The organism is Allokutzneria albata, from assembly GCF_900103775.1.
GTDB classification, from domain to species: Bacteria; Actinomycetota; Actinomycetes; order Mycobacteriales; family Pseudonocardiaceae; genus Allokutzneria; species Allokutzneria albata.
In genome coordinates, this window is record NZ_LT629701.1 from 4,207,949 (window position 1) to 4,230,856 (window position 22,908).

At 72.2% G+C, this 22,908-nt stretch carries 25 protein-coding genes; 11 read left to right on the forward strand and 14 right to left on the reverse strand.

The window, feature by feature from the left end; all coding sequences use genetic code 11:
* Positions 1–30: 30 nt before the first annotated feature.
* From BLT28_RS18515 to BLT28_RS18530, 5 genes are all read right to left on the reverse strand, one after another.
* On the reverse strand, positions 31–774 hold the full coding sequence (locus BLT28_RS18515) for a thioesterase II family protein (RefSeq protein ID WP_030431024.1): 744 nt from the start codon (positions 772–774) through the stop codon (positions 31–33).
* A 13-nt stretch (positions 775–787) separates the two neighbouring features.
* Entirely contained in the window at positions 788–2,962 is a 2,175-nt protein-coding gene (locus BLT28_RS18520; RefSeq protein ID WP_052407602.1) for an AfsR/SARP family transcriptional regulator, read from the reverse strand.
* A gap of 362 nt (positions 2,963–3,324) precedes the next feature.
* Positions 3,325–3,498, reverse strand: coding sequence for a hypothetical protein (locus BLT28_RS40275; RefSeq protein WP_156051186.1), 174 nt, complete (start codon positions 3,496–3,498; stop codon positions 3,325–3,327).
* A 264-nt stretch (positions 3,499–3,762) separates the two neighbouring features.
* The gene (locus BLT28_RS18525) at positions 3,763–4,677 is read right to left on the reverse strand and encodes a ribonuclease Z (RefSeq protein WP_083383763.1); all 915 of its coding nucleotides are present in this window, start codon (positions 4,675–4,677) and stop codon (positions 3,763–3,765) included.
* Positions 4,678–4,895: 218 nt separating this feature from the next.
* Positions 4,896–5,645: a S1 family peptidase gene (locus BLT28_RS18530; protein WP_030431021.1), complete on the reverse strand. Its 750-nt coding sequence runs from the start codon at positions 5,643–5,645 to the stop codon at positions 4,896–4,898.
* A 178-nt stretch (positions 5,646–5,823) separates the two neighbouring features.
* Between BLT28_RS18530 and BLT28_RS18535 the strand changes: the two genes are divergently transcribed.
* Entirely contained in the window at positions 5,824–6,198 is a 375-nt protein-coding gene (locus BLT28_RS18535; protein WP_030431020.1) for a hypothetical protein, read from the forward strand.
* Between the two features lie 16 nt (positions 6,199–6,214).
* Here the strand turns inward: BLT28_RS18535 and BLT28_RS18540 are convergent, their stop codons facing one another.
* From BLT28_RS18540 to BLT28_RS18555, 4 genes are all read right to left on the reverse strand, one after another.
* The gene (locus BLT28_RS18540; RefSeq protein ID WP_030431019.1) at positions 6,215–6,433 is read right to left on the reverse strand and encodes a LuxR C-terminal-related transcriptional regulator; all 219 of its coding nucleotides are present in this window, start codon (positions 6,431–6,433) and stop codon (positions 6,215–6,217) included.
* 117 nt (positions 6,434–6,550) lie between these two features.
* Entirely contained in the window at positions 6,551–7,564 is a 1,014-nt protein-coding gene (gene ligD / locus BLT28_RS18545) for a non-homologous end-joining DNA ligase (protein WP_030431018.1), read from the reverse strand.
* Between the two features lie 28 nt (positions 7,565–7,592).
* Positions 7,593–8,588, reverse strand: coding sequence for an alpha/beta hydrolase (locus tag BLT28_RS18550; RefSeq protein ID WP_052407601.1), 996 nt, complete (start codon positions 8,586–8,588; stop codon positions 7,593–7,595).
* 79 nt (positions 8,589–8,667) lie between these two features.
* Positions 8,668–9,348: a GntR family transcriptional regulator gene (locus BLT28_RS18555; protein ID WP_052407615.1), complete on the reverse strand. Its 681-nt coding sequence runs from the start codon at positions 9,346–9,348 to the stop codon at positions 8,668–8,670.
* Between the two features lie 104 nt (positions 9,349–9,452).
* Between BLT28_RS18555 and BLT28_RS18560 the strand changes: the two genes are divergently transcribed.
* The 7 genes from BLT28_RS18560 (at position 9,453) to BLT28_RS18590 (ending at position 14,273) form a co-directional block, all read left to right on the forward strand.
* Complete coding sequence (locus BLT28_RS18560; RefSeq protein WP_052407600.1) at positions 9,453–9,773, forward strand: hypothetical protein; 321 nt, start codon at positions 9,453–9,455, stop codon at positions 9,771–9,773.
* 16 nt (positions 9,774–9,789) lie between these two features.
* Positions 9,790–10,200 (forward strand): peptide-methionine (R)-S-oxide reductase MsrB, encoded by a 411-nt coding sequence (gene msrB, locus BLT28_RS18565; RefSeq protein WP_030431014.1) that lies wholly within the window; start codon positions 9,790–9,792, stop codon positions 10,198–10,200.
* A 121-nt stretch (positions 10,201–10,321) separates the two neighbouring features.
* Positions 10,322–11,284, forward strand: a complete 963-nt coding sequence (locus tag BLT28_RS18570) for a TIGR04222 domain-containing membrane protein (RefSeq protein WP_162184875.1) — start codon at positions 10,322–10,324, stop codon at positions 11,282–11,284.
* 142 nt (positions 11,285–11,426) lie between these two features.
* The gene (locus tag BLT28_RS18575) at positions 11,427–12,221 is read left to right on the forward strand and encodes a TIGR04222 domain-containing membrane protein (RefSeq protein WP_030431012.1); all 795 of its coding nucleotides are present in this window, start codon (positions 11,427–11,429) and stop codon (positions 12,219–12,221) included.
* Positions 12,221–13,105, forward strand: coding sequence for a TIGR04222 domain-containing membrane protein (locus BLT28_RS18580; protein ID WP_030431011.1), 885 nt, complete (start codon positions 12,221–12,223; stop codon positions 13,103–13,105). The genes BLT28_RS18575 and BLT28_RS18580 overlap by 1 nt, the downstream gene beginning before the upstream one ends.
* 5 nt (positions 13,106–13,110) lie before the next feature.
* Positions 13,111–13,917 (forward strand): DUF692 domain-containing protein, encoded by an 807-nt coding sequence (locus BLT28_RS18585; protein WP_030431010.1) that lies wholly within the window; start codon positions 13,111–13,113, stop codon positions 13,915–13,917.
* Entirely contained in the window at positions 13,914–14,273 is a 360-nt protein-coding gene (locus BLT28_RS18590) for a hypothetical protein (protein ID WP_030431009.1), read from the forward strand. The genes BLT28_RS18585 and BLT28_RS18590 overlap by 4 nt, the downstream gene beginning before the upstream one ends.
* Positions 14,274–14,398: 125 nt before the next feature.
* Here the strand turns inward: BLT28_RS18590 and BLT28_RS18595 are convergent, their stop codons facing one another.
* Genes BLT28_RS18595 through hemE form a run of 4 tightly spaced genes read right to left on the reverse strand, consistent with a single transcriptional unit; the run spans position 14,399 to position 18,243 of the window.
* Positions 14,399–15,052, reverse strand: a complete 654-nt coding sequence (locus BLT28_RS18595; RefSeq protein WP_030431008.1) for a hypothetical protein — start codon at positions 15,050–15,052, stop codon at positions 14,399–14,401.
* A 2-nt stretch (positions 15,053–15,054) separates the two neighbouring features.
* Positions 15,055–15,747, reverse strand: coding sequence for a hydrogen peroxide-dependent heme synthase (gene hemQ / locus BLT28_RS18600; RefSeq protein WP_030431007.1), 693 nt, complete (start codon positions 15,745–15,747; stop codon positions 15,055–15,057).
* Positions 15,735–17,165, reverse strand: a complete 1,431-nt coding sequence (gene hemG, locus BLT28_RS18605; protein ID WP_030431006.1) for a protoporphyrinogen oxidase — start codon at positions 17,163–17,165, stop codon at positions 15,735–15,737. Before hemG ends, hemQ begins: the two co-directional genes overlap by 13 nt.
* Before the next feature lie 7 nt (positions 17,166–17,172).
* Entirely contained in the window at positions 17,173–18,243 is a 1,071-nt protein-coding gene (gene hemE, locus BLT28_RS18610; RefSeq protein WP_030431005.1) for a uroporphyrinogen decarboxylase, read from the reverse strand.
* 87 nt (positions 18,244–18,330) lie between these two features.
* On the opposite strand from hemE, the gene BLT28_RS18615 reads away from it, so the two are divergent.
* Positions 18,331–18,888 carry a DUF3000 domain-containing protein gene (locus tag BLT28_RS18615; protein ID WP_374118850.1) on the forward strand — a complete coding sequence of 186 codons (558 nt, stop codon included), beginning with the start codon at positions 18,331–18,333 and terminating at the stop codon, positions 18,886–18,888.
* A gap of 188 nt (positions 18,889–19,076) precedes the next feature.
* Here the strand turns inward: BLT28_RS18615 and BLT28_RS18620 are convergent, their stop codons facing one another.
* On the reverse strand, positions 19,077–20,216 hold the full coding sequence (locus tag BLT28_RS18620; protein ID WP_030431003.1) for a dipeptidase: 1,140 nt from the start codon (positions 20,214–20,216) through the stop codon (positions 19,077–19,079).
* Between the two features lie 327 nt (positions 20,217–20,543).
* Here BLT28_RS18620 and BLT28_RS18625 point away from each other — a divergent pair, with 327 nt between their 5' ends.
* Both BLT28_RS18625 and BLT28_RS18630 read left to right on the forward strand, forming a co-directional pair.
* Positions 20,544–21,209, forward strand: a complete 666-nt coding sequence (locus BLT28_RS18625) for a response regulator (protein WP_172806562.1) — start codon at positions 20,544–20,546, stop codon at positions 21,207–21,209.
* Between the two features lie 316 nt (positions 21,210–21,525).
* A complete protein-coding gene (locus tag BLT28_RS18630; protein ID WP_030431001.1) occupies positions 21,526–22,785 on the forward strand; it encodes an HRDC domain-containing protein in 1,260 nt (419 codons plus the stop codon).
* Positions 22,786–22,908 lie beyond the last annotated feature (123 nt).

The window sequence follows — 22,908 nt, forward strand, 5'->3', positions numbered from 1 at the left end:
ACGGTAGGAACCCGCCTTATCGGGTCCATATCAGGCGTGCGCGGGCGCCAGCCTCGCGGAGATCTCGCGGAGCAGCTCCGCCTCGTGCTCGGCCAGGTAGAAGTGCCCGCCGGGGAAGCTGCGTCCGGCGCAGTCCCCGGTCGTGCGCTCCGCCCACGCCCGCATGTCCTCGGCGGGCGCGTCCTCGTCCTGCTCGCCGAAGTAGGCCACGATCGGGCTGTCGACGACCTCGGCCGGATCGCCCGCGTAGGTCCGCACCAAGGAGAAGTCGGCCAGGATCGCGGGCAGGACCAGCTCGCGCAGCTCCGGGTCCTCGAACAGCTGCGCGTCGTAGCCGCCGAGCCGCCGCACCTCCGCGATCACCGCGTCGGTGCCCGGGTCCTCACCGCCAGGCTTCCTGCGGTGCGGCGGTACCTGGCCGGACACGAGCAGCTGGTCGACGGAGAACCCGTGCTCCCCCCGCAGCCGCAGGGCGACCTCGTAGCCGACCCACGCGCCCATGCTGTGCCCGAAGAACACCAAAGGCGTGTCCAGCAACGGGGTCAGCGCTCCGGCGATCGCGTCCGCGAGCGGCTCCATCCGGTCGACGCACTCCTCGGTCAACCGGTCCTGCCGCCCGGGGTAGCGCACGGCGAGCACCTCGACGTCGGCGGGCAGCCCCTCGTGCCAGGACCGGAAGGCGCTCGGTCCACCACCCGCGTGGGCGAAGCACACCAGCCGCACCCGCGGCCGCGCGACCGGCCGATACCCGCGGAACCACGCAGTGCTGGTCATTCCTGTCGTCCTCTCAGCTGGCCAGTTCGCCCATCAGCTTGGTGATCCACCGCTTCTCCCTGGCCCGCGATCGCACCGCGCCGTCCTCGGCCGACGCGATCGTCGGCACCGGGGTGAGCGGCATCGGCTTCTCGGTGGCCAGCAGCTGCCATGCTGCCGTCGCGAGGTCCAGCGCGGGCAGCACCAGGCCCATCCGCAGCGCCTGCTCGATCGCGGCGACGACCGAGGCCCTTTCGGTCTCGAACCAGGCGGCCGGGTCACCGACATGCTCGCGCGTGTCGAGCCCGCCGCGAATCTCCCTCGGCTGCCGGTCCAACGCCGTCGTCGCCAGCGCCACCCAGGTGTCGAAAGCGCGCCTGCAGGCCGCGAGGGACTCTTCGGAGCCCTGCCAGAGCATGGCCTTTTCCTTGGCGTGGCAACGGAAAAGCGGGTGGAACCGGTAGCGCGTCGCGCAGTCGGCCGCCGAGGAGACCTCCAGCAGCTGCGCGTCGACCAGCTCCTCCATCAGCGACTCCGCCTCGGCCAGCCCGCTGTCGAGCACGGCCGCGCCGACCCACGCCGCGAAGTCCGGCACGTCCAGCAGGCCCAGCCGCGCGTACAGCGTCGCCGTCGCGGGCGACAGCCGCCGATAACTGGCGTCGAGACTGGACCGCACCCCGCGCCCACCGGGGCTGAGCTCGTCCAGCCGCCGGTCCTCGTCCTCGACCAGCCGCACCAGGTGCGCCAGGCTCCAGTGCGGTTTGGCCACCAGCCGCGCCGCGGACACGCTCAGCGCGAGGGGCAGCCCGCCGCACAGATCGGCCAACCGCCCGGCCGAGTCCTGGTCGCCCTCCCGAGCTGACGCCGCGCCCAGCAGCTCCACCGACTCGGCCCGGCTGAGCGGAGTCAGCCGCAGCCGCAGCGCGCAGTGCTCGCCGAGCAGCTCGCCGATCTGGTCCCGCCCGGTCACCAGCACGACGTTGTCGCCGCTGCCCGGCAGCAGCGGGCGCACCTGCGCGAAGGAGGCCGCGTTGTCGAGCACGACCAGGGTTCGCTTGCCGTCGAGCAGGCTGCGGTAGAGCGCCGAGCGCTCGCCGGGATCGGCCGGGATCTGCGTGTCGGCGACCCCGTAGGCGCGCAGGAAACCCGCGAGGGCGTCCTCCGGCCGCGCCGGGTCGGCGTCGCCGTCGTAGCCGCGCAGGTCGACGAAGAGCTGGCCGTCCGGGAACCGCTCGGCGACGCGCCTTCCCCAGCGCAGCGCCAGCTCGGTCTTGCCGATCCCGGCCGCCCCGGTGATGAAGGCGACAGCCGGACCGTCACCCTCCAGCAGTTCGTCCAAAGTGGACATCTCGGCGGTCCGCCCGGTGAACCGCGCGCCCGCGGTCGGCAGCTGGGCGGGCACCGCGCGCGCGGCCGGTTCCGGCTGCCGCGGGGTTCCCTCGGTCAGCGCCAGGTCGGCGTCGTCGTTGAGGATCGCCCGGTGCAGGCCCTGCAGCGCGGGCCCGGGCTCCATCCCGAACTCCTCGATGAACTGGCGCCTGCCCGCGCGGAAGGTCTCCAGCGCCTCGGCCCGCCTGCCCGAGCGGTACTGCGCCAGCATCAGGCACGCGCGCGCCTGCTCCCGCAACGGGTAGTCGTGCACCAGCGCGGTCAGTTCGCCGATCAGCTCACGGTGCTGGCCCAGCTCCAGCCGCAGCGAGGTGTGCCGCTCGTAGGCGGACAGCCGCAGTTCCTCCAGCCGCGCCGCCTCGGACTCCACCACCCGCCCGGAGACCCCGGCCAGCACCTGGCCACGCCAGAGCGCCAGCGCCTCCCGCATCCCGTCTGCGGCCCGCTCGACCAGGCCCTGGCGCGCGGCCTGCTCGGCGGCCGCGCACTCCTGCTCGAACCGCACCGCGTCGATCTCGTGGTCGTCGGCGAGCAGCTTGTAGCCCGGCGAGCTGGTGATGATCACGTCATCGGTGCAGCCCGCAGCGCGGAAGGCCTTGCGCAGGCCCGCCACGCAGATGGCGATCTGCGTGCGCCCGGTGGCCGGAGGCGCGCCCTCCCAGACCGCGTTGACGAGGCTGTCGACCGAGACCACCCGGCCGGGTGCGAGCAGCAGCATGGCCAGCACCGTGCGCTGCCGCTGCCCGCTGACCGGGACCACCATCCCGCCCGCGCGGACCTCCAGTGGTCCGAGCATGCTGAACGCAAAGCGGGTGCCCATTGAAACCCCCAGATTCCAGGGAAACCCAGATACACAAGTGGTGACGACGCCATGCGCGCCCACACGCATGACCGAAGCGGAAGACTTCGATGCCGCGCCTGGCATCTCACTCTTCCGGGGCGATCTGTCACTCTCCGTTTACGACATCATCACGTCGTCCCTCGCGACAACGTCATATTGCGCCTTCGCTCTATCGATATCACACCAACGGCGGCCGGGGTTCGACGTTGCGCGACATCCAATATTCCGAACGCATCGACGATGCTGTTTCGCCTGACCATCGAGGGGTGTGCGCCCGCGCCGGGGCACCGGATGCGGCGGCCACGACCGAAAGGCGGGTCCGCGGATTCCGATAGTTCGATCTAGACCGAGTCTTCCAAGAGTCTCTGAATGGCAGCCACCCTGCCGTTGATCTCGGCGAGCTCCCTGCCGAGCCGGTCCTGGGCCACCGCCTGGCGTTCCGCCAGCCTGCGGCTCTCCACCAGCGCCTCGTCACCACGCCGCCACGAGCTGAGCACGTACCCGATGCCCCACACAACGCCTCCTACGACAAGAGCGAGGACACCGCACCTCGTTCGACGGTTCACGGCCACGCTGTCGTCCCCCGGTCCGGCCACAACACCTACGGGGCGCGATGCTAGGGCCGGACAATTTCGTCCAGATATCGTCGATGACGCATCCGGGACACCCCTGTCCGGCGCACCCCGGATAAGCAGGCGATAACGAATCGAAAAGGCAAGACGATATGGGCACGGCCGAAAACAACGACCCCAAGCGGAGGGACCTCCGACAAAGGACGTTCACCGGCGCTTGGGCATCGGTATCGTGCTCAGGTCCTCGGCCACGACGATTTCCCCGCCGAAGGCCGCGGCCGCCTCCTCGGAAAAGCACCGGGGGTCGGTATAGCGCTGGGAGAAGTGGGTCAGCACCAGGGTGCGCACCCCGCACTCCGCGGCCACCCGCCCGGCGTCGCCCGCGGTGAGGTGGCCGACGTGCCGGGCCAGCTCCGCCTCGGACGCCAGGAAGGTCGACTCGATCACCAGCATGTCCACGCCGTCGGCGAGGGCGAACACGCCGTCGCAGAGCCTGGTGTCCATGACGAAGGCGAAGCTCTGCCCCCGGCGCACCTCGCTGACGTCGGCGAGGTCCACGCGCCGCCCGTCCACCTCGACGAACCCGGCGCGCTGCACCTCGCGCACGAACCGCCCGGTGATCCCCGCCGCGGCGAGGCGATCCGGCAGCATCCGCCGGCCGTCGGGCTCGGTGAGCCGGTAGCCGAAGGACTCCACGGAATGCTCCAGCCGCCGCGCCGTCAGCGTGCCGAAGTCCCCGGTCGCGACCGGCCCGTCGTCGTGCACCGGCTCCTCGCGCAGATCGGCCACCTCGTAGAAGGCCGTCGCGTTGCGCAGCCGCCGGAAGTACTCGCGCCCGGAAGCCGGGTAGTGCGCGTGCACCGGGTGCGCGACGCGGTCCAGCGACAGCCGCTGCACGATCCCCGGCACACCGAGGCAGTGGTCGCCGTGGAAGTGGGTCAGGCAGATCCGGTCGATCTCGCTGGCCGCCACACCGGCGAGCAGCATCTGCCGCTGGGTGCCCTCGCCGGGGTCGAACAGCAGACCGGTCCCGTCCCACCGCAGGAGGTAGCCGTTCTGCGCCCGCTGACGGGTCGGTACCTGACTGGCGGTTCCCAGCACCACGAGCTCACGCGAGGACACCCGGCGACGATAGCGACGCTCGACCCTGCAAGCAGGTCTTCGGTAGCGACGCTCGACCCTGCAAGCAGGTCTTCGGTAGCGACGCTCGACCCTGCAAGCAGGTCTTCGGTAGCGACGCTCGACCCTGCAAGCAGGTCTTCGGTAGCGACGCTCGACCCTGCAAGCAGGTCTTCGGTAGCGACGCTCGACCCTGCAAGCAGGTCTTCGGTAGCGACGTCCTAAGCCAACTGCTGCTGCAACAGCGGCTGGTAGGCGGCGACCCGCGCGTAGACCCCGGGCTTGCCGGGAAGCCCGCAGCCCTCGCCCCACGAGACCACGCCGATCAACCGGTCGCCCACGACCAGCGGCCCGCCGGAGTCGCCCTGGCAGGCGTCCGCCCCGCCCTGCGGGCGCCCGGCGCACACCATCTTCTGCGGGTTGTAGACGGGATAGGCCGCCTTGCAGGTCAGGTCGTCCACCACCGGGACGGCCACAGTGAGCAGCACCGGGGACACCGGCCCGGACTCGAAGACCCGCCCCCACCCGAAGACCGTCGCGGGCAGGCCCGGCCAGTACGCGAGCGCGTCCTGCGGCGTCGCCGGGGTCAGCGGGATCACGAAGGCGGGCTCCGCCAGCGTCAGCACCGCGATGTCATCGCCCTCGATCACCGTGCGGAACGCGGGGTGCAGCCAGGCGGAGGCCACCTTGAGCACGCGGCCGGAACTGCCCGCCATCTGCGTGCGCCCCTGCACGACCTTGAGATCCGCCGGGCGCTTCCGGCCGATGCAGTGCGCCGCCGTGATCACCTTCAGCGGACTGACCAACGTGCCGCCGCAGAAGAAGGTCCCGTTCACGTCGAGCAGCCCCACCAACCACGGATGCGACTCCGCGCTGGCCGGAGTGCCCCCGACGATGTCCGGAGTGGACGGCGGTGGTGTCGGCGCGGCGAGGCTGAGCACGGCAAGCAGCGCGGCGGCGATTCGACGCATGGCGACCTCCTCGGCTCTCCGTTCGCATCGGCACCGCACGGCGCGGGCAAACCCTCCGCGCCGGAGAACGACTCGAACGAGCTAGGCCCCGTCGGGACACTGTCGGCCACGTCCTTGTGATTCGCCTGGAGAGCGGCGACACTTCGGCTCAGGCTCCTACGACCCAGACAGGTGCGGCATGCCGTTGTCCTCCGCCGTCCGCCAGCGCTGCCGGGCTTTCCTGCCCCCGAACGAGGCGTTGCACTACCTCTTCCCCGCGATGGCGTCGGCCGATCGCTACGGCGGTTCGTTCGGGGTGATCGTCGCCGTGACCGAGCGCAAGGTGGTCGTGCTGGCCTGCAGCCCGTTCAGCCACGACCGGCCGGAGTCGGTGTGGGCGGAGCACCCGAGGGCGACGGAGCTGGGCCCGGTGGAGACGGGGGCCGGCCCCACGATCACGCTGGGCGACCTGGTGATGGAGTTCGACGACGAGTACGTGGCCGTGGTCTGCGCCGCCGACGCCGAGCTGTCCGGCGACTACGCCATGCCCCCCGATCCCCTCCCCGACCTCTGACCCGGACTCCGCGCGGTCAGACGAGGCGACGGCGGGCGGCCCACACGACGGCCTCGATCGGGGTGGAAACGCCGAGGTGGTCGCACACGGCCCTGGTCCGCCTGCGCACCGTGCGCCCGGACAGCTCCATCCGCCGCCCCACGGACTCGATCGGCAGGCCGGAGGCCAGCAGCCGCAGCAGCACCAGGTCCTCGTGGGTCAGCGTGACGTCCCGCTCGCCGATCACCTGGGTCATGCCCGTCTCCCTCCGCGCGTCGAAATGAAACCTTTCAAACGCGTTTCACCAGCTAGTCTGGGCACGAGGGCGCGACGAGTCAAGGTTGTCCGCACACGTTCCAACAAGCGGAGCAGCTCAGTCGGCGGTACGGGCCTTCGACGGCTGCACGCGCTTGGGCTCGCCGGGCATCTTCGGGTAGTCCGGCGGGTACGGCATCTCCCCCTGCCCGGCGCGCGCGTCCCGCTCGTACCACTCCAGCGCCGTCTCGATGCCGAACGCCTCGTCGTCGATGGCCGCGTGCGCGTCACCCCGCGAAGCCAGGATCCCCGGCACCGTCAGCACGTCGAAGTCGTTCGGATCCACAGTGGACAGATCGGCCCAGTCCAGCGGCATCGACACCGTCGCGCGCGGGGTGCCGCGCACCGACCAGGCCGAGGCCACCGTCCGGTCCCGCGCCGCCTGGTTGAAGTCGAGGAACACGCGTTCGCCGCGCTCCTCCTTCCACCAGGAAACCGTTGCCCGGTCCGGCATCCGCCGCTCCACCTCGCGGGCGATCGCGATCACCGCGTGCCGCACGGCGATGAAGTCCCACTCCGGGCGGATCCGCACCAGCACGTGGACGCCCCGCCCGCCGGAGGTCTTCGGGTAGCCGGTCAGCCCGGCATCGGCCAGCACCTCGCGCAGCACGCCCGCGACCCGGACCGCGTCGGCGAAATCGGTGCCCGGCTGGGGGTCGAGGTCGATCCGCAGCTCGTCCGGGTGGTCCACCCTGGGCCTGCGCACCGGCCACGGGTGGAAGTCGAAGGTGCCCAGGTTCGCCGCCCACGCGATCACCGCGGGCTCGGTCGGGCAGACCTCGTCCGCGGGCCGCCCGGACGGGAAGGTGATCCGGACGGTCTCCACCCAGTCGGGCGCGCCCTTCGGGATCCGCTTGGCGTAGAAGGACTCCCCGGTCACGCCGTCCAGGAAGCGCTTGAGCGTGGTCGGCCGGTCGCGCAGCACCTTCAGCAGCGGGTCGGCCACCGCGATGTAGTACTCGACGACCTGGCGCTTGGTGATCCCGCGCTCGGGGAAGTAGATCTTGTCCGGGCTGGACACCCGCACCGTTCGCTCGCCTACCCGCGTCTCCCACGGCTGCTGCTTGGCCACCGGGCGATGGTAAGCACGCACCCCGACATCAGCACCTCACCGGACCCGCGACGATCCGGCCGAGCCACGCCGTGACCACCCGGTGCAGCACCGGCGCACCGGGGCTGAGCGCGAGCGCGTGCCCGGCCTCCGGAAGCACGTGGCCCTCCACGCACGGCGCCGCCGGGTAGAACGGCCGCTCCGCCGCGGCCAGGCTGAGGCAGTTCACCCCGCACATGTACCGGTCGGAACCGCCGAGCGCGGTCAGCACGGGCACCTTCACCAGAGCGGACTGCGCGCCGACGAAGGCCAGGCCCACCGCGTCCGCCGCCTCGGTCGGCAGCACGACGTCCTTCGTGGCCTCGTCCGTCCTCACCACCTCGGGGTCGGCGGCCGGGGCGTGGAAGAGCTGCCCGCGCACCCCCGGCTTGGTGGTCAGGTAGGTCGGGTCGTACCCGCGCGGGCCGAGCAGCGCGTCCTTCGCGGCGGGGGCCAGCCCGGCGACCAGCTCCGCCAGCGCCCCCGCGTTCGCCTGGTGGGCCAGCCCGGTCACGAGCACGGCGTCGGCCACGTCCGCCGCACCGATCGCGATCGTGGCGCCGAGCGCGTGCCCGGCGAGGACCACCCGGTCGAAGGCCGTCCCGTCGATCTCCGCGGCCCGCAGCGCCCGCACCACCTCGCGCACCCCGCCCACCTGCACCGGCGTGGTGACCTGCGTGCCCAGCGGCCGCGAGCTCTCCCCCGCGCCGAGCCGGTCCACGACGGCGGTCGCGTACCCGGCGGCGTTGAGCGCCCTGCGGAAGGAGTACACCTCCGGCCGGTACGGGAAGTCCCAGTACGCGCGGTTGTAGGTGGCGCCGGGGACGAGCACGACCACGGTGTGCGCGAAGTCGGGGCGGCACAGCGTCCCGCTCATCAGCGCCTTGCCCAGCACGACCGGGACCGAGCGCTGGAAGGGCTGGCAGTGCGGCTCGGCGGCGACGGCCGGGACCGGCACGAGCAGGGCGACGGCGCAGGCGCAGAGCAGGGCGGACAGGCGGCGCATGGGGACCTCCCCGGTCAGGGAGCCCCAGTGTTGGTCCACTGTGGCCGGTGCGCTCGGCGAAGCGCCCGGCACCACCCACTCAGCTCAAGAACGCGCGTTCCGGCAGGTCAAGGTAGGTCAACAGTTGGTCACGAACGCGATGCAGGTGGACCCGCATCGTCTCGGCGGCCCGCTCGGGGTCGGCCGCCTCGATCGCCTCGATGAGCCGGTCGTGGTCGTCCAGCGAGGCCGCGGAGTGCGCCGGGTCCACCGGGGTGGTGGTGCGCAGCAGGATCACCTGCTGCTGCACGAGGTGCACCTGCGCGGTGATCAGCGGACTGCGCGCGGCCTGCAGCAGCGCACCGTGGAAGTCCAGGTCGAGCCGGTAGGGGAAGCGCCGCCCGGACTCGAAGCCGGCGCGCGCGTTGTCGCTGCGGCGGCGCAGTTCCACGATGTCCTCGTCGGTGCGCCGCAGCGCCGCGAACCGGGACGCCTCGCCTTCCAGGGCGACCCTCAGCTCGAACAGCGCGTGCACCTGCTCGGCGTCCGCCTTGGGCACGTACGCGCCCCGGTTGGTCCGCAGGACGAGCAGCCCCTCACTGGTCAGGTGTCTGATCGCCTCGCGGACCGGGCCGCGGCTGATGCCGAAGCGGGTGGCCAGCTCGACCTCGTTGACCCGCGCGCCCGGCGGGATCTCGCCGGTCAGCACCAGCTCCCGCAGGATCTGCAGGATGCGCTCGGCCAGGCTGACGTTCAGGGGGTTGCCCGGATCGTTGGACACCTTCGGCACTCCCGCTTCTGCCCGGCCAGCACTGTTGACAGTTCAACCTGCGACCCTTGCACTGTCAAGCGTCCAGCGGCCATCCCGCCAGCTACCGTGGACGCATGCGCCGCGAGGAGCACAGCGACAGCGCTCGTGACAGGGACCCCGCCCAGCCGGCGGGGCGGTTCCACGACGACCTCATCGGCCTGGACCCGGACGACCCCGAGGCGCAGGCCTTCGCCGCGCACCTGGACCGGGTCCAGTCGGTGCCCAAGCCCTACACCGTCGAGGGCTACCTGACCCAGGTCGGCGACTTCGCCGAGGCCGCCAACCGGCGCGAGGGGCACCGCAGGCTCTCCGCCGTCGTGGTCAGCTGGACGGTCATCCTGGCGCTGGTGAGCGCGGCGGTGGTCGCGCTCGTCACGCTCATCGACCTGCTCTGAGGGTTACCGTGGCGTCATGGAACGCCCCGAGGTGGTCAAGAACGAGCAGGAGTGGCGGGAGCAGCTGACCCCCGCCGAGTACGCGGTGCTGCGCGAGGCGGGCACCGAACCCGCGTGGCGCGGTGAGTACACCGACACCAAGACCCAGGGCGTCTACGAGTGCCGGGCGTGCGGCGCGGAGCTGTTCCGCAGCGAGACGAAGTTCGAGTCGCACTGCGGCTGGCCGTCGTTCTTCTCCCCGCTCGCCGGGGACCGGGTGATCCTCCGGGAGGACCGGAGTCTGGGCATGGTCCGCGTGGAGGTACTGTGCTCGCGGTGCCACAGCCACCTCGGGCACGTGTTCGAGGGCGAGGGCTTCCCGACGCCGACCGACCAGCGCTACTGCATCAACTCGATCAGCCTGCGCCTGGTGCCGGACGAGAGCTGAACCCCGGTTCCGCCTTACCTCAAGGCTCCCCTAAAGCTGCCCTAAGCCTTGGTCAAAAGACTTTGAGCCGGTGTGATCCGGCTCGCACCATATGGCTTCCTTCGCGTGGTTGGAGGAAGCGATGAACGAACCGTGGGGCATCTCCGGACCGGGATTCCTGGCGCTGTACGGCACCGCGCTCACGATCACCGTCCTCTGGGCACTGCTGGCCCGCCGCCCGGCGCGGCGCGGCACCGGCGCGCCGGAGCCGCTGGGGCTCGACGAGGTCGCCTTCCTCACCGGCGGCGACGCACGCGTCGCGGAACTGGCCGCGTCCCGGCTGCTGCTGACCGGCAGGCTGCACACCTCCCGCACGGCGGGCGGGGTGAAGGCCGTCAAGGGCGCCACCTCGGAGCACCCGGTGGAGGCCGCGGTGCTGAACGCGACGTCGTCCGCCACCCGGGTCCCGATCGCCCGGCTGAACCGCGTTCTGCGCAACCACGGCAGCATCCGGGCGATCGGTGAGCGCCTGGTCGAGGCCGGCCTGGTCACCGGCCCGGACGCCGCCTCCCGCGCCAGGGCGGGCGTCGTGCCGATGGTCCTGCTGGCCCTGGTCGGCGTGCTGCGCTGGTTCACCGGCGTCGCGGGCGGCTACCCGGTCGGCTACCTGACCACGCTGCTCGTGCTGACCGTGCTGTTCATCGTGGTGCTGCGCGCGTGGCGGTTGCCACCCGTCACCTGGGCGGGCAGGAAGCTGGCCGACGCCGCGCGCCGGGTCGTCGCGCGGCCGGAGGAGGCGATCCACGTTCCCGGGCTGGACGCGGCGGCGCTGCGCGACCCCCTGCTCGGCAAGATCGCCGTCCGCGGCTTCGACGCCTATCCGGACCAGGACGTCAGAATTGCCGCGATCAAGGGTGAACCGAACGCGGCCCCGCGACGTCAGACCCGCCGTGGACGCAACGGTTCCTACCTCTACTCGCACCAGAGCGCGTACGCGAGCGGCGTCGTGTTCACCGGTGGCGGGGGCAGCTGTGGCAGCGGCTTCGGTGGTGGAGGAGGCGGCTGCGGAGGCGGGGGCGGCTGCGGTGGAGGCGGCGGCGGGTGAGCCCGATGTCCCCTGCTGGGGGTGGATATCGGGTGGTTCCCGTCCGGTGACTCGACCGCGACCGTGAAGAGCACGCGCCCCACTCGTGGGAAGACCACGAGTGGGGCGCTGTGTCCACAAGGGAACAAAAAAAGGGGGGCACATGAGCACGGTTCTCCTTGTCGCGTATGGCTCAGCGCTGACGGCCCTGACCTGGTTGGCCGTTCACGCGCGGTGCGCGGCGCTCCAGAAGTCCACTATGGACACTGAGCTGAGCTGTTACGACGTCGCCTACCTCCGCGGAGGTGCGCAGCGCGTGGCCGAGGCTGCGATCGCCCGGCTGCTGCACGACGGGCAGATGCGCACGACGCGGCTCGGTGGGTTGGTGCGAACGGAGAACGCGACCGCGGAGGCTCCCGCCGAAGAGGCGGTGCTGGCCTCGGCACCGTTGAGCAGCCCCGCCACGGTGGCGGCCCTCTCCGCTCGCGTGGTCAAGCGCGGCGCGCTGCTTCCCTTGGCGGACGGGCTGATCACGAATGGGCTGGCCACGGGTGCGCGGGACCGGACGCGGACTGTGCTCGCCGCTCTCCCCCTGCTCGCTCTCGCGGTGTTCGGGATGATCGCCGTCTCGATTCCGTTGGCACTGCTGCCGATCGCGGTCTTCGCGCTGGCCTGCCGTCCGTTGGGCACGGCGACCAGGGCCGGAGCGCGGCTGGTGGAGCAGACCCGGCTCGACCACCCGGCGGCGGGGCCGGTGGCACTGCACGGGTTCGCGCACTTCCCTGACGAGAGCCTGCGCCTGTACGCCCAGGAACTCCGTCCGGCGCGGGTGCCACAATTGCGCCCCACCGCGCGCCCGAAGGGGAAGAAGCGGTCGAGCCGGGACATCCACACGTGCTCGACTGGTGGCGGCGGGGGCTATTCCGTCTGCAGCAGCGGCGGTGGAGGGGGAGACTGATGGACGTCTTGACGTGGTTGCTGCTCCTGGTGGCGGCGCTCGGCTGGTGTCTCGTGGTGCGCCACGGGATCCAGAACCGGCCGGTGCACGACACCACGAGCCTGCTGAACACGGTGGACGTCGCCTACCTCGCGGGCGGGCCGCGCCGGGTGGTCGAGGTGTCGGTGGTGCGGTTGCACGAGGCCGGGGCGCTGCGGCTGTCCAGGACCACCGGGCAGTTCCAGGCGATCCCCGGGGCGACCGGCACCGACGAGATCGACGCGCTCGTGCTCGAGCACACGCAGAAGCCGCTTTCCCTGCGGGGACTGAACAACATGCTGCACCGCACACCGCAGGTGACCGCGGTCCGGGACCGGCTGGCGTGGGCCGGGCTGACCAACGGGCCCACCGAGGCGATGCGGGCGCGGCGCGGCGCCTACCCCGTGATCATGGTGCACCTGGTCGAGTTCTTCGTGCTGATGATCTCCGGCGACGTCCGGCTGGGCCCACTGCCGATGGCGGGTCTGGTCGGCGGGGTGCTGCTGCTCCGGTGGAAGCTGCCGCTGCGCACGGTGGCGGGCAAGCGCGCGGTGGAGGCGGCCCAGCTCACCGAGTCCCTGGCGGTCACCGTGGTGACCTTCGGCGGGATCGGCGCGCACCCCGACCCGGACACCCGCGCCGCGATCCGCAAGGGCTCCGTGCCGTCCTCCGAGTCGGGCAGCGGCATGGTCCACAGCACGTGCGCCACCAGCGGCGGATACTCGTGCGGTAGTTCGTGCGGTAGCAGTTCCTGCGGGAGTTCCTCCTCGTGCGGGAGTTCCTCGTCCTCGTGCGGCAGCAGCGGCGGCGGGTCCTCCTGCGGCGGGGGCGGCGGCGGTTGTGGTGGCGGAGGAGGCGGCTCGTGAGCGCGATCCCGGAGCTGGGCGTCGGCATCGGCTGGCGCCCGGAGATCGACCTGACCGTGGAACGCCTGCCCGGGGTGGACTTCGTCGAGGTGGTCGCGGAGAACCTGCACGCCCACGACCTCCCCGAATCGCTCCGGCTGCTCCGCGAGCGCGGCACCCCGGTGCTGCCGCACGCGGTGTCGCTGTCCCTGGGCGGGGCCGATCCGCTGGACATGGCCAAGGTCGAGCACTTGGGCGCGATCGCGGGCCTGGTCGACGCCCCGCTGGTCAGCGATCACGTGGCGTTCGTGCGCGCGGGTGGGCTGGAGGCGGGTCACCTGATGCCCGTCCCGCGCACCCGCGATGCGCTCGATGTCCTGTGCGCCAACGTGAAGCAGGCCCAGGCGGTGCTGCCCGTCCCGCTCGCGCTGGAGAACGTGGCCGCCCTGCTGGAGTGGCCGGGCGCCGAGCTGGGCGAGGGCGAGTTCCTGGCCGAGCTGGTCGAGCGCACCGGCTGCTGGCTGCTGATCGACGTGGCCAACCTGCACGCCAACGCCCTCAACCTGGGCACCGACGCGAAGGCGTTCCTCGACGCGATCCCGTTGGAGCGCTTGGCGTACGTGCACGTGGCGGGCGGGGCCGACGAGCACGGGATCTACCACGACACGCACGCCCACGCGGTGCCCGCCCCGGTGCTGGACCTGCTCGGCGAGCTGTGCGCCCGCGTCCAGCCGCCGGGAGTGCTGCTGGAGCGGGACGACGCCTATCCCACGGACGCCGAGCTGGCCGGGGAGCTGGCGAGCATCAGGACCGTGGTCGAGGCCGCTCGATGAACCCGCGCGAGCGCGTCGCGGCGGCGCAGGCGGAGCTGCTGCGCGCGCTCCTCGCCAACGGCGGGGCCCCCGAGGGCTTCGACGCCGAGCGCCTGGCGGTGCAGTCGAAATCCTTGCTGGCCAAGCGGACCAGGGTGATGGCCGCGGTCCGCCCCGACCTCGCCGAAGCCCTCGGCGACCGCTTCCGCGAGCTCTTCCACTCCTACGCCAAGGAAAACCCGCGCCCGACCGGCGTCGGCTACCGCGCGGACGCGGAGTCCTTCACCACCTGGCTCCACACCCACGGCCACCTCCCCCGCCCCCGCAAACCCCGCAGGCGTTGGTCGGTCTTCAAGTCCCGCGAACCCCACCCCTGACCCCCGCGCTTACGCACTGAATGAGTCATTGAGGTACTTGAACGCACCGAATGACTCATTCAGTGCGTTCAACGGACCAATCGCGGTGTTGGGGACGATTGTCGGAGAGTGCCGGGAAGAGGCGGCTAGCGGACGGGGTGCGCGAGCGGGGTGAACGCCAAGCCGGTGACGAAGGGGGTCACCCGGCGCGCGGCGACCAGGCGCAGACCGGCGGCGGTCGCGGCGCGCTCCCACTCCGCGCGCGGCGGGATGCGCCACGCCACCGGGCCGAAGACCGCGGTCGTCGCGGGGCCGCGGTGCTGTTCCACCACCACGATCCGGCCGTCCTTGCGCAGCGTCCGCCGGGCCTGTTCGAAGAAGCGTTCGCGGTCGCCGGGCTCGGGCATGTCGTCGGCGGCGAACACCACGAGCACCGCGTCCAGTCCTTTGTGGACAGTCCACTCGCGCTCCGGCTCCGGCTGCACCACCGTGACGTGGGCGCTGCCGGTCACCTCGCGCAGCCCGGGTCCGAACTCCATGTCCCTGGGCGCGACGACGAGATAACGCCGCAGCCGCAACGGGAGCAGCTCGGACAACCAGCGCCAGCGACGCAGCTCCGACGCCTCGTGCACCCACCAGGAGGCGACGAGGCCCGCGGCGCCGAACCACGCCAGCAGCACGCTCAACACCCAGAGCAGCCCGCGCGGGAACGCGCGGCGACTGCGACGGGCACACCATCCCGTCAGGGCGGCGAGGACCAGCCCCACGACGGGCACACGTTGCAGCGGGGAGCGCTTCACCGTCAGGGCAGGTTGCGGACCAGCTCCTGCACCGGCGTCCGGGTGCCGGTGTAGAACGGGATCTCCTCGCGCACGTGCCGCCGCGCCTCGGTGCCGCGCAGGTGCCGCATCAGGTCCACGATGCGGTGCAGCTCGTCCGCCTCGAAGGCCAGGATCCACTCGTAGTCGCCGAGCGCGAAGGACGCGACGGTGTTGGCGCGGACGTCCGGGTAGTCCCGGGCCTCCTTGCCGTGGTCGGCGAGCATCTTGCGCCGCTCCTCGTCGGGCAGCAGGTACCACTCGTAGGACCGCACGAACGGGTAGACGCAGACGTAGCGGCGCGGGTCCTCACCGGCGAGGAAGGCCGGGATGTGGCTCTTGTTGAACTCGGCGGGGCGGTGCAGCGCGACGTTGCTCCACACCGGTTTGGCGACGCGGCCGACCATGGTGCGGCGGAAGTCGGTGTAGGCGGCCTGGAGCGGCTCGATCTCCTCGGCGTGCCACCAGATCATGAAGTCGGCGTCGGCCCGCAGGCCCGCCAGGTCGTAGATGCCGCGCACGACGACATCGCCCTTGTCCTCCAGGGCTTCGAAGAAGTGCTGGGCTTCCTCGGCGGCCTTCTCGTGGCCCGACAGCTGCCCGGCGGGGAAGGAGAACACCGACCACATCGTGTAGCGAATCGTGTCGTTCAGCTCGTTGTAGTTCAGGCGCGCCATGCATCCATGGTCGCACCGGCCCGGAGGTGCTCCACCACCCGGGTCGCGGCTTGCCGGCCGGTGAGGACGCACGCGGGCACGCCCACCCCCGCGAGTGTGGCGCCCGCCACCGCCAAGCCCGGCAGCTCGGCGACCGCGCGGCGGATCTCGGCCACCGCGCTCAGGTGCCCGACGCCGTACTGCGGCAGTCCGCCGCCCCACCGCTGCACCACCACGTCCACCGGCTTCGCCGTGACAGCGGACAGCTCCGCGAGATCGGCGAGCACCGCCGTGACCAGCTCGGAGTCGTCCCGCTGCAGCGTCTCCACCTCGCCGTAGCGACCGACGGAGGCGCGCAGCAGCACCTCCTCGCCAGCCAGGTGCGACCACTTGCGGCTGGAGTAGGTGAACGCCTTCGCGGTGAAGGGCGTGCCGTCAGCGTGCCGCTCGCCGAGCGCGATCAGGTTCCCCGACGTCCGCGGCAGCTCCGTCCCCGGCGGCAGCGCGAGCGAGATCACCGCCATCGACGCGACGTCGATCCGCGCGAAGGCCGCGGCGGCCACCGGCGCGATGGGCTCGAACAGCTTCCGCGCCGCCGGGCTCGGCACAGCGACCACCAGCGCGTCGAACTCGAAGAACTCCGGCGACGGCACGGGGCCCGTCTCCACCCGCCACCCGGACGGAGTGCGGTGCAGCGCCCGGACCGTCGTGCGACCGCGGATCTCGGCTCCCGAGTGCGCGGCGAGGGCATCGGTGAGCCCCCCGAGCCCGCCGCGCAACGTGCCGAACACCGGCGGTCGAGTGGTGCCCGGCGCGGGCGGCGGTCCCACGGCGACCGTCGCGGCGGCGGTCAGCGAGGTCGCACCCCGGTCCAGCGCGTCGGCCAGCGGGGTCATGGTGGCCCGCACACCCAGATCATCGGCACGGCCCGCGTAGACCCCGCCGAGCAACGGTTCGACGAGCCGCTGGACCACCTCGGGCCCGAACCGCTCGGACAGCAACCGGCCGACGGACGCGTCCCCGTCGCCCCACTCCACCGGCGGCAGACCGGCCTCGGCCGCGGCCAGGGCGGCACCCTCGGGCGAGAGCACCGCGGACAGCTTCGCCGGCTCGGCCGGTACTCCCAGGAACGTCCTCGGCGGCAGGCCGACCGTCCGGCCGCCCGCGTGCACCGCCGGAGCGACCCCGCTCGCCGGGTGCACCAGTTCCGCGGTCAACCCCAGCTCGGTGACCAGCTCGAACGCCTCGGGGCGGCGGCTGACGAAGGCTTCGGCGCCCACGTCGACCGATCGCCCGGCCAGCTGCACCGTGCGCAGCTTGCCGCCGACCCGGTCGGCCTGGTCGAACACGGTGATCGACACCGCCTCGCCGAGCTGCCGCCGCAGCTCGTGGGCGGCCGTCAGCCCGGCGACCCCGCCTCCGATGATCCCGACGCGCACGGACGGCCTACAGCGAGTGGATCAGCTCGACGACCCGGGTGATCACCGTGGGATCGGTGTCCGGCAGCACGCCGTGGCCCAGGTTGAAGATGTGCCCGCGCGCCGCCTTGCCCTCGGCGTGGATGCGGCGGACCTCGCGCTCCAGCGCGTCCCACTCGGCGGTGAGCAGCGCGGGGTCGAGGTTGCCCTGCACCACGGGCACGGGCAGCTCCGGCGCCGCGGCGACGAGGCGGCGCACCGCCTCGTCCAGCGGGACGCGCCAGTCGACGCCGACCACGTCGGCCCCGGCCTCGCGCATCGCGGGCAGCAGCTCACCGGTGCCGACACCGAAGTGCACGCGCGGCACACCCGCGTCGGCCAGCTCGCCGAGCACCCGCTGGGAGTGCGGCAGCACGAACTCGCGGTAGTCCCGCTCCGACAGCGCGCCCGCCCAGGAGTCGAACAGCTGCACCGCGTCCACCCCCGCGTCCAGCTGCGCGCGCAGGAAGGTCGCGGCGATCTCCGCCAGCGCGCCCAGCAGCGCGTGCCAGGTCCGCGGGTCGGAGTGCATCAGGGCCTTGGTGCGCTCGTGGTTGCGGCTGGGCCCGCCCTCGATGAGGTAGGAGGCCAGCGTGAACGGCGCGCCCGCGAAGCCGATCAGCGGCGTCTGGCCCAGTTCGGCGGTGAGCAGCCGCACGGCGTCGGCGACCGGGTCGACCTGGTCGAGGGCGAGCTTCGGCAGCGCGTCGACGTCGGCGACGGTGCGCACCGGCTCGGCGACGACCGGGCCGACCCCGGCGACGATCTCCACGCCGATGCCCGCGGCCGCGAGCGGCACCACGATGTCGCTGAACAGGATCGCCGCGTCCACGCCGTGCCTGCGGATCGGCTGCATGGTGATCTCGCAGACCAGGTCCGGCGTCATGCACGCCTCCAGCATCGCGGTGCCCTTGCGGACCTCGCGGTACTCCGGGAGGGAGCGGCCTGCCTGGCGCATGAACCAGACGGGCGTGTGCGCCGGCGCGCCGCCACGCGCGGCGACGAGCAGCGGTGCTTGGGAAAGGTCTCGGCGGGCGGAGACCGCAACTGGATTCGTCATCGCCCCGTTATGGTCCCACGCCCGGTCACCGGCGTGGCCTACGGCCGTCGTGCGCGCCGGAGCCCTAGAGTCGGTCGGGTGACCGGGATATCGGCGGAGCCCGAGGTTTTCCGGGAGGCGGTGGCCGCACTGCGGTCGGTGCAGCCGCGGCCCGAGATGGACGTCAGCGAGGTCAAGGCACCGCAACGCCTGGCGCCGTGGGCGTACGCGCTCAGCGCGGAGGTGGACGGTCCGGCGGGCGAGCTGGCGACCGGCAGGCTGGTGCTGCTGCACGACCCCGATGGCGCCCAGGCGTGGGACGGGGTGCTCCGGCTGGTCGTCCTGGTCCGCGCGGAGCTGGACACCGAGCTGGCGGGCGACCCGCTGCTGCCCGAGGTGGGCTGGTCCTGGCTGACCGACGCCCTGGAGACCTGCGGGGCGGACTGGACGGCGCTGGGCGGGACCGTCACCCAGACCTCCTCGGCCCGCTTCGGCGACATCGCCGGGCCGACGCACACCCACGACCTCGAACTCCGCGGCTCCTGGACCGCGCTGGACACCCGCCTCGCCGCGCACGGCCAGGCCTTCTGCGAACTCCTGGCCAGCGCCGCGGGCCTTCCGCCGGCCGGGGTGACGCTCTTCGGCCAGCGGAAGGCCAACTGCTAGGTCGTGTCTCGTAGGTCTCGTTCGATGAGAGCCTGCCCCGGCCGCAGGCCGAAGTCCGGACACAGCGAGGTCGTTGCTGGCACGACGGCGGGAAGGCCGCGTACCGGTGTTGTCCGTGGGCTTTGCGTCGACGCCGCCAGGAGCGGGCTCGGCCCGGCTGTCGCGAACACGGACCTGTGAGACACGACCTAGAGCTTCGCGGCGACCTGTTCGGCGTCGCGGAGCACGCGCAGCGCGTTGCGCGAGGTGAGCTTGGCGCAGTCCTCCGGGCTCCAGGATCGCTCCAGCAGCGCCGCGATCAGTGCCGGGTAGCCGGAAACGTCTTTCAGGCCCTCGGGCAGCTCGCTGACGCCGTCGTAGTCGCCGCCGAGGCCGATGTGGTCGATCCCGGCGACCTCGCGGGCGTGCTCCACGTGCTTGACGATCGTCTCGACGGTGACCTTGGGCCGGGGGACGCGTGCGTCCCGCGCGCGCAGGCCCTCCGCCCACACCTCGGCGTCCTCGGGGTCCCTGCCGTCGCGAACCAGCTCGGCCTTGAGGTCGTCGTCCCAGGCCACCAGCTCCTCGGAGACGAACCGCGGCACGAAGGTGACCATGCAGACGCCGCCGTTGCCCGCGAGCCGGGCGAGCACGTCGTCGGGCACGTTGCGCACGTGGTCGGCGACCGCGCGGCAGGAGGAGTGGCTGAAGATCACCGGGGCGACCGAGGTGTCCAGGGCGTCGCGCATGGTCGACGGCGCCACGTGGGAGAGGTCGACCAGCATGCCCAGCCGGTTCATCTCCCTGACCACCTCGCGGCCGAAGTCGCTCAGCCCGCCGACCGCTGGCTCGTCGGTGGCCGAGTCGGCCCACGGGACATTGTCGTTGTGGGTGAGCGTCATGTACCGCACACCCAGGCGGTACAGCGCGCGCAGCGCCCCCAGCGATTCCGCGATACAGTGCCCGCCCTCCGCGCCGAGAAGGGATGCAACCTTCCCGTCCGCCATCGCCGTCTCCACCTCGTGGGCGGTGACGGCGATGCGGAGGTCCTGGGGATAGCGGGCCGCGAGGTCGTGCACCAGCTCGATCTGCTCGAGCACGGCCGTCACGGCGCTGTGACCGGTGAACCCGCAGGGCACGTAGACCGACCAGAACTGCGCGCCGACACCGCCGCGCCGCAGCCGCGCGATGTCGGTGTGCGTCCGCATCGCCTCGCCCGCCTGCTCCACCGTCAGGTCCAGGACCGAGGCGGCGGCGACCGGATCGTCCCCGGCGATCTTGCGAAGGGCCCACGGCAGATCGTTGTGGCCGTCGAGGATCGGAGCGGCCCGGAGGACCTCTCTGGACATCGTCAGGGCCCGGTCTGTTAGCACCACAACTCCTTGTATTCGCTTGATCGCGGCGAGACGTTAACCACCCCCGCCGGGAACCCCCGATCGTGTGATCAGAGCGCAGCAAAGTCACAACCCGATCGGGACAGATACCCAATTGATCGTCCCGCTTACCCGCTCGGGCGGCTACGCTGCCTCCGACGACACCACTTTCGGTGGATCGGTGGCGCGGCCGATCGGTCGAAAGTCCCGGTGCCGGTCGGGGGGCACGACCGACTCCAGGGAGGTAGTGACGTGGCTGCCGTCGGCTTAGGACAGGCCGTTCGAACCACGCCAGCCGGCACCATGCCGGCGAACATGGTCCCGCACCCGCGGGAAGAGCTGTTTTCGGTGCTGGTGGTCGATGACCACCCACTGCTGAGGGAGGCCATCGCGGCCCGACTCATGCAGATGGGAGCCGGCACGGTGCACGAGGCCGCATCGGTGGCCGAGGCGAGGGCGCGTGCGCTCGCCACGGGGCCGTGCGACCTCGCGATCCTCGACCTCGGGCTCCCGGACGGGAGTGGCATCGACCTGGTCACGGAACTCCGTGCCCAGGGCTGGCCTCGAATCGTGGTCCTGGCATCCTCCGACGACCCGTACGCGGTACGGGCCGCCTTCCAGGCAGGCGCACAGGCCTACCTGCTGAAGTCGGCCTCGCCGATGGTCGTCACCGACGGGGTGCGCAGGGTCCTCGAGGGCGGCGTGTACGCCGATCCCAGTGTGGCTCCGGTCCTCGCGGCCGGCACCCGGGTTCCCGGTACCGACAACACGCCGCGGGAACTCTCCGCGCGTGAGGTCGAGGTTCTGCAGCTGGTTGCCGATGGCCGATCGAACAAGGAGATCGGCGAGGCACTCAACCTGTCGGCGCTCACGGTGAAGTCTCACCTGTCGCGGATAGGGCGCAAGCTGGGCACCGGTGACAGAGCACAGATGGTTGCGCTGGCCATGCGGGCCGGCGTGATCCGCTGAACCCCTCACCGAGGGGGAGGGCACGACACGCCTGGCCGGGCACGTGATCGCGATCTACGCGTGCCCGGTACCGGGTTGGACGAGGGCGTGACCTCGTGACGTACGCGCGGTGCGTGCGAGGTCCCGCTTTTCGTCATGCCCGCACAACCCCCGACCAGGGGTTTTCCGACCACCTCCGTGCCGGGAGGGCGGGGCGTTCCCGCCCATCCCCGCGGAGGCGCGCAGGACATCTGTGGATCTTTCCTGCCCGGAAACACCTCAGAGCTTTGAGTCTCCCCCTGCTGACCGACCGGTCGGGCGCATAAGGTCTTACGGCGTGGATTCAGGCTCACCCGCGCTCTCCTCAGACCCAGCATCGCCCGCCGCCGAACCGGTGCCGCTGACCCGGCCGGCGGAGGGGGTGCCCCCGGTGGTCGAAACGCTGCCCGCGCTGCGCGCGGCGGTGGCCCGGCTCGCCGCGGGCCACGGCCCGTACGCCGTGGACACCGAACGCGCCTCCGGTTACCGCTACTCCCAGCGGGCCTACCTGGTGCAACTGCGGCGCGAGGGCGCCGGGTCGGTGCTGGTCGACCCGATCCCGCTGGGCCAGGACATCGCCCTGCTCGGCGAGCTGATCAACGGCGCGGACTGGGTGCTGCACGCCGCCTCCCAGGACCTGCCCTGCCTGGCCGAGCTCGACCTGCGGCCGGGCGGGCTGTTCGACACCGAGCTGGCGGGCAGGCTCTGCGGCTTCGAGCGGGTCGCGCTGGGCGCGCTGGTCGAGCGGCTGCTGGGCTACCGGCTGGAGAAGGGCCACGGCGCGGCCGACTGGTCCCGCCGCCCGCTGCCGGAGGAATGGCTCTCCTACGCCGCGCTGGACGTGGAGCTGCTCATCGAGCTGCGCAATCGTCTGGAGAAGGAGCTCGTCGCCCAGGACAAGCTGGAGTGGGCGCTCGAGGAGTTCGAGGCCGTGCGCACCGCGCCGGCACCGGGTCCCCGGGCCGAGCCCTGGCGCCGCACCTCCGGCATCCACAAGCTGCGCTCGCCCCGGCAGTACGCCGCGGCCAGGGCGCTGTGGCAGGCGCGGGACGCGCTGGCCCGGCAGCGCGACATCGCCCCGGGGCGGGTGCTGCCGGACGCGGCGATCGTGGAAGCGGCCCTCAACGACCCGCCAGGCGAGCGGGAGCTGCTGGGGCTGCCCGTGTTCCGGGGGCGCGCCCAACGGCGCCAGGTGGACGTCTGGGCGGGCGCGCTGCGCGAAGCACGCGGGCTGAGCAAGGCCGAGCTGCCCGATCCCTCTCCCCCGCACGACGGTCCGCCGCCGCCCAACCGCTGGGCCGAGCGCGACCCGGCGGCGGCCGCGCGGTTGCAGGCGGCGCGCGCCGCACTGACCGAGCGGGCCAAGGAGCTCCGGATGCCGGTGGAGAACATGCTCCAGCCGGAGCTGGTGCGCAGGCTGTGCTGGCAACCGCCCGAGGACCTCGGCGAGGAGGCCGTGCGGGAGGCCCTGGCCAGAGGCGGTGCGCGGAACTGGCAGATCGGCCTGACCGCGGGCCTGGTGACCACGGCGCTGCAGGCCAGGCCCGAGGGCTCCTGAGCTGTGACCCAGCAGACACCTGCCCGCCGGTGGTTACCGGCGGGTAGGGGCGGCTAGAGTGGTGGTTACCGGTCGGTAATACCGACTGTCCGAGTACCTGAGTTCCACACCGAGTGAGGAGCA

Bases quoted from the DNA above. Each gene is read 5' to 3' on its own strand.
- BLT28_RS18515 (WP_030431024.1), bottom strand. From the start codon at position 774: ATGACCAGCACTGCGTGGTTCCGCGGGTATCGGCCGGTCGCGCGGCCG.
- BLT28_RS18520 (WP_052407602.1), bottom strand. From the start codon at position 2,962: ATGGGCACCCGCTTTGCGTTCAGCATGCTCGGACCACTGGAGGTCCGC.
- BLT28_RS18530 (WP_030431021.1), bottom strand. From the start codon at position 5,645: ATGCGTCGAATCGCCGCCGCGCTGCTTGCCGTGCTCAGCCTCGCCGCG.
- BLT28_RS18535 (WP_030431020.1), top strand. From the start codon at position 5,824: ATGCCGTTGTCCTCCGCCGTCCGCCAGCGCTGCCGGGCTTTCCTGCCC.
- BLT28_RS18540 (WP_030431019.1), bottom strand. From the start codon at position 6,433: ATGACCCAGGTGATCGGCGAGCGGGACGTCACGCTGACCCACGAGGAC.
- BLT28_RS18550 (WP_052407601.1), bottom strand. From the start codon at position 8,588: ATGCGCCGCCTGTCCGCCCTGCTCTGCGCCTGCGCCGTCGCCCTGCTC.
- BLT28_RS18560 (WP_052407600.1), top strand. From the start codon at position 9,453: ATGCGCCGCGAGGAGCACAGCGACAGCGCTCGTGACAGGGACCCCGCC.
- msrB (WP_030431014.1), top strand. From the start codon at position 9,790: ATGGAACGCCCCGAGGTGGTCAAGAACGAGCAGGAGTGGCGGGAGCAG.
- BLT28_RS18570 (WP_162184875.1), top strand. From the start codon at position 10,322: ATGAACGAACCGTGGGGCATCTCCGGACCGGGATTCCTGGCGCTGTAC.
- BLT28_RS18575 (WP_030431012.1), top strand. From the start codon at position 11,427: ATGAGCACGGTTCTCCTTGTCGCGTATGGCTCAGCGCTGACGGCCCTG.
- BLT28_RS18580 (WP_030431011.1), top strand. From the start codon at position 12,221: ATGGACGTCTTGACGTGGTTGCTGCTCCTGGTGGCGGCGCTCGGCTGG.
- BLT28_RS18590 (WP_030431009.1), top strand. From the start codon at position 13,914: ATGAACCCGCGCGAGCGCGTCGCGGCGGCGCAGGCGGAGCTGCTGCGC.
- hemQ (WP_030431007.1), bottom strand. From the start codon at position 15,747: ATGGCGCGCCTGAACTACAACGAGCTGAACGACACGATTCGCTACACG.
- hemE (WP_030431005.1), bottom strand. From the start codon at position 18,243: ATGACGAATCCAGTTGCGGTCTCCGCCCGCCGAGACCTTTCCCAAGCA.
- BLT28_RS18620 (WP_030431003.1), bottom strand. From the start codon at position 20,216: ATGTCCAGAGAGGTCCTCCGGGCCGCTCCGATCCTCGACGGCCACAAC.
- BLT28_RS18625 (WP_172806562.1), top strand. From the start codon at position 20,544: ATGCCGGCGAACATGGTCCCGCACCCGCGGGAAGAGCTGTTTTCGGTG.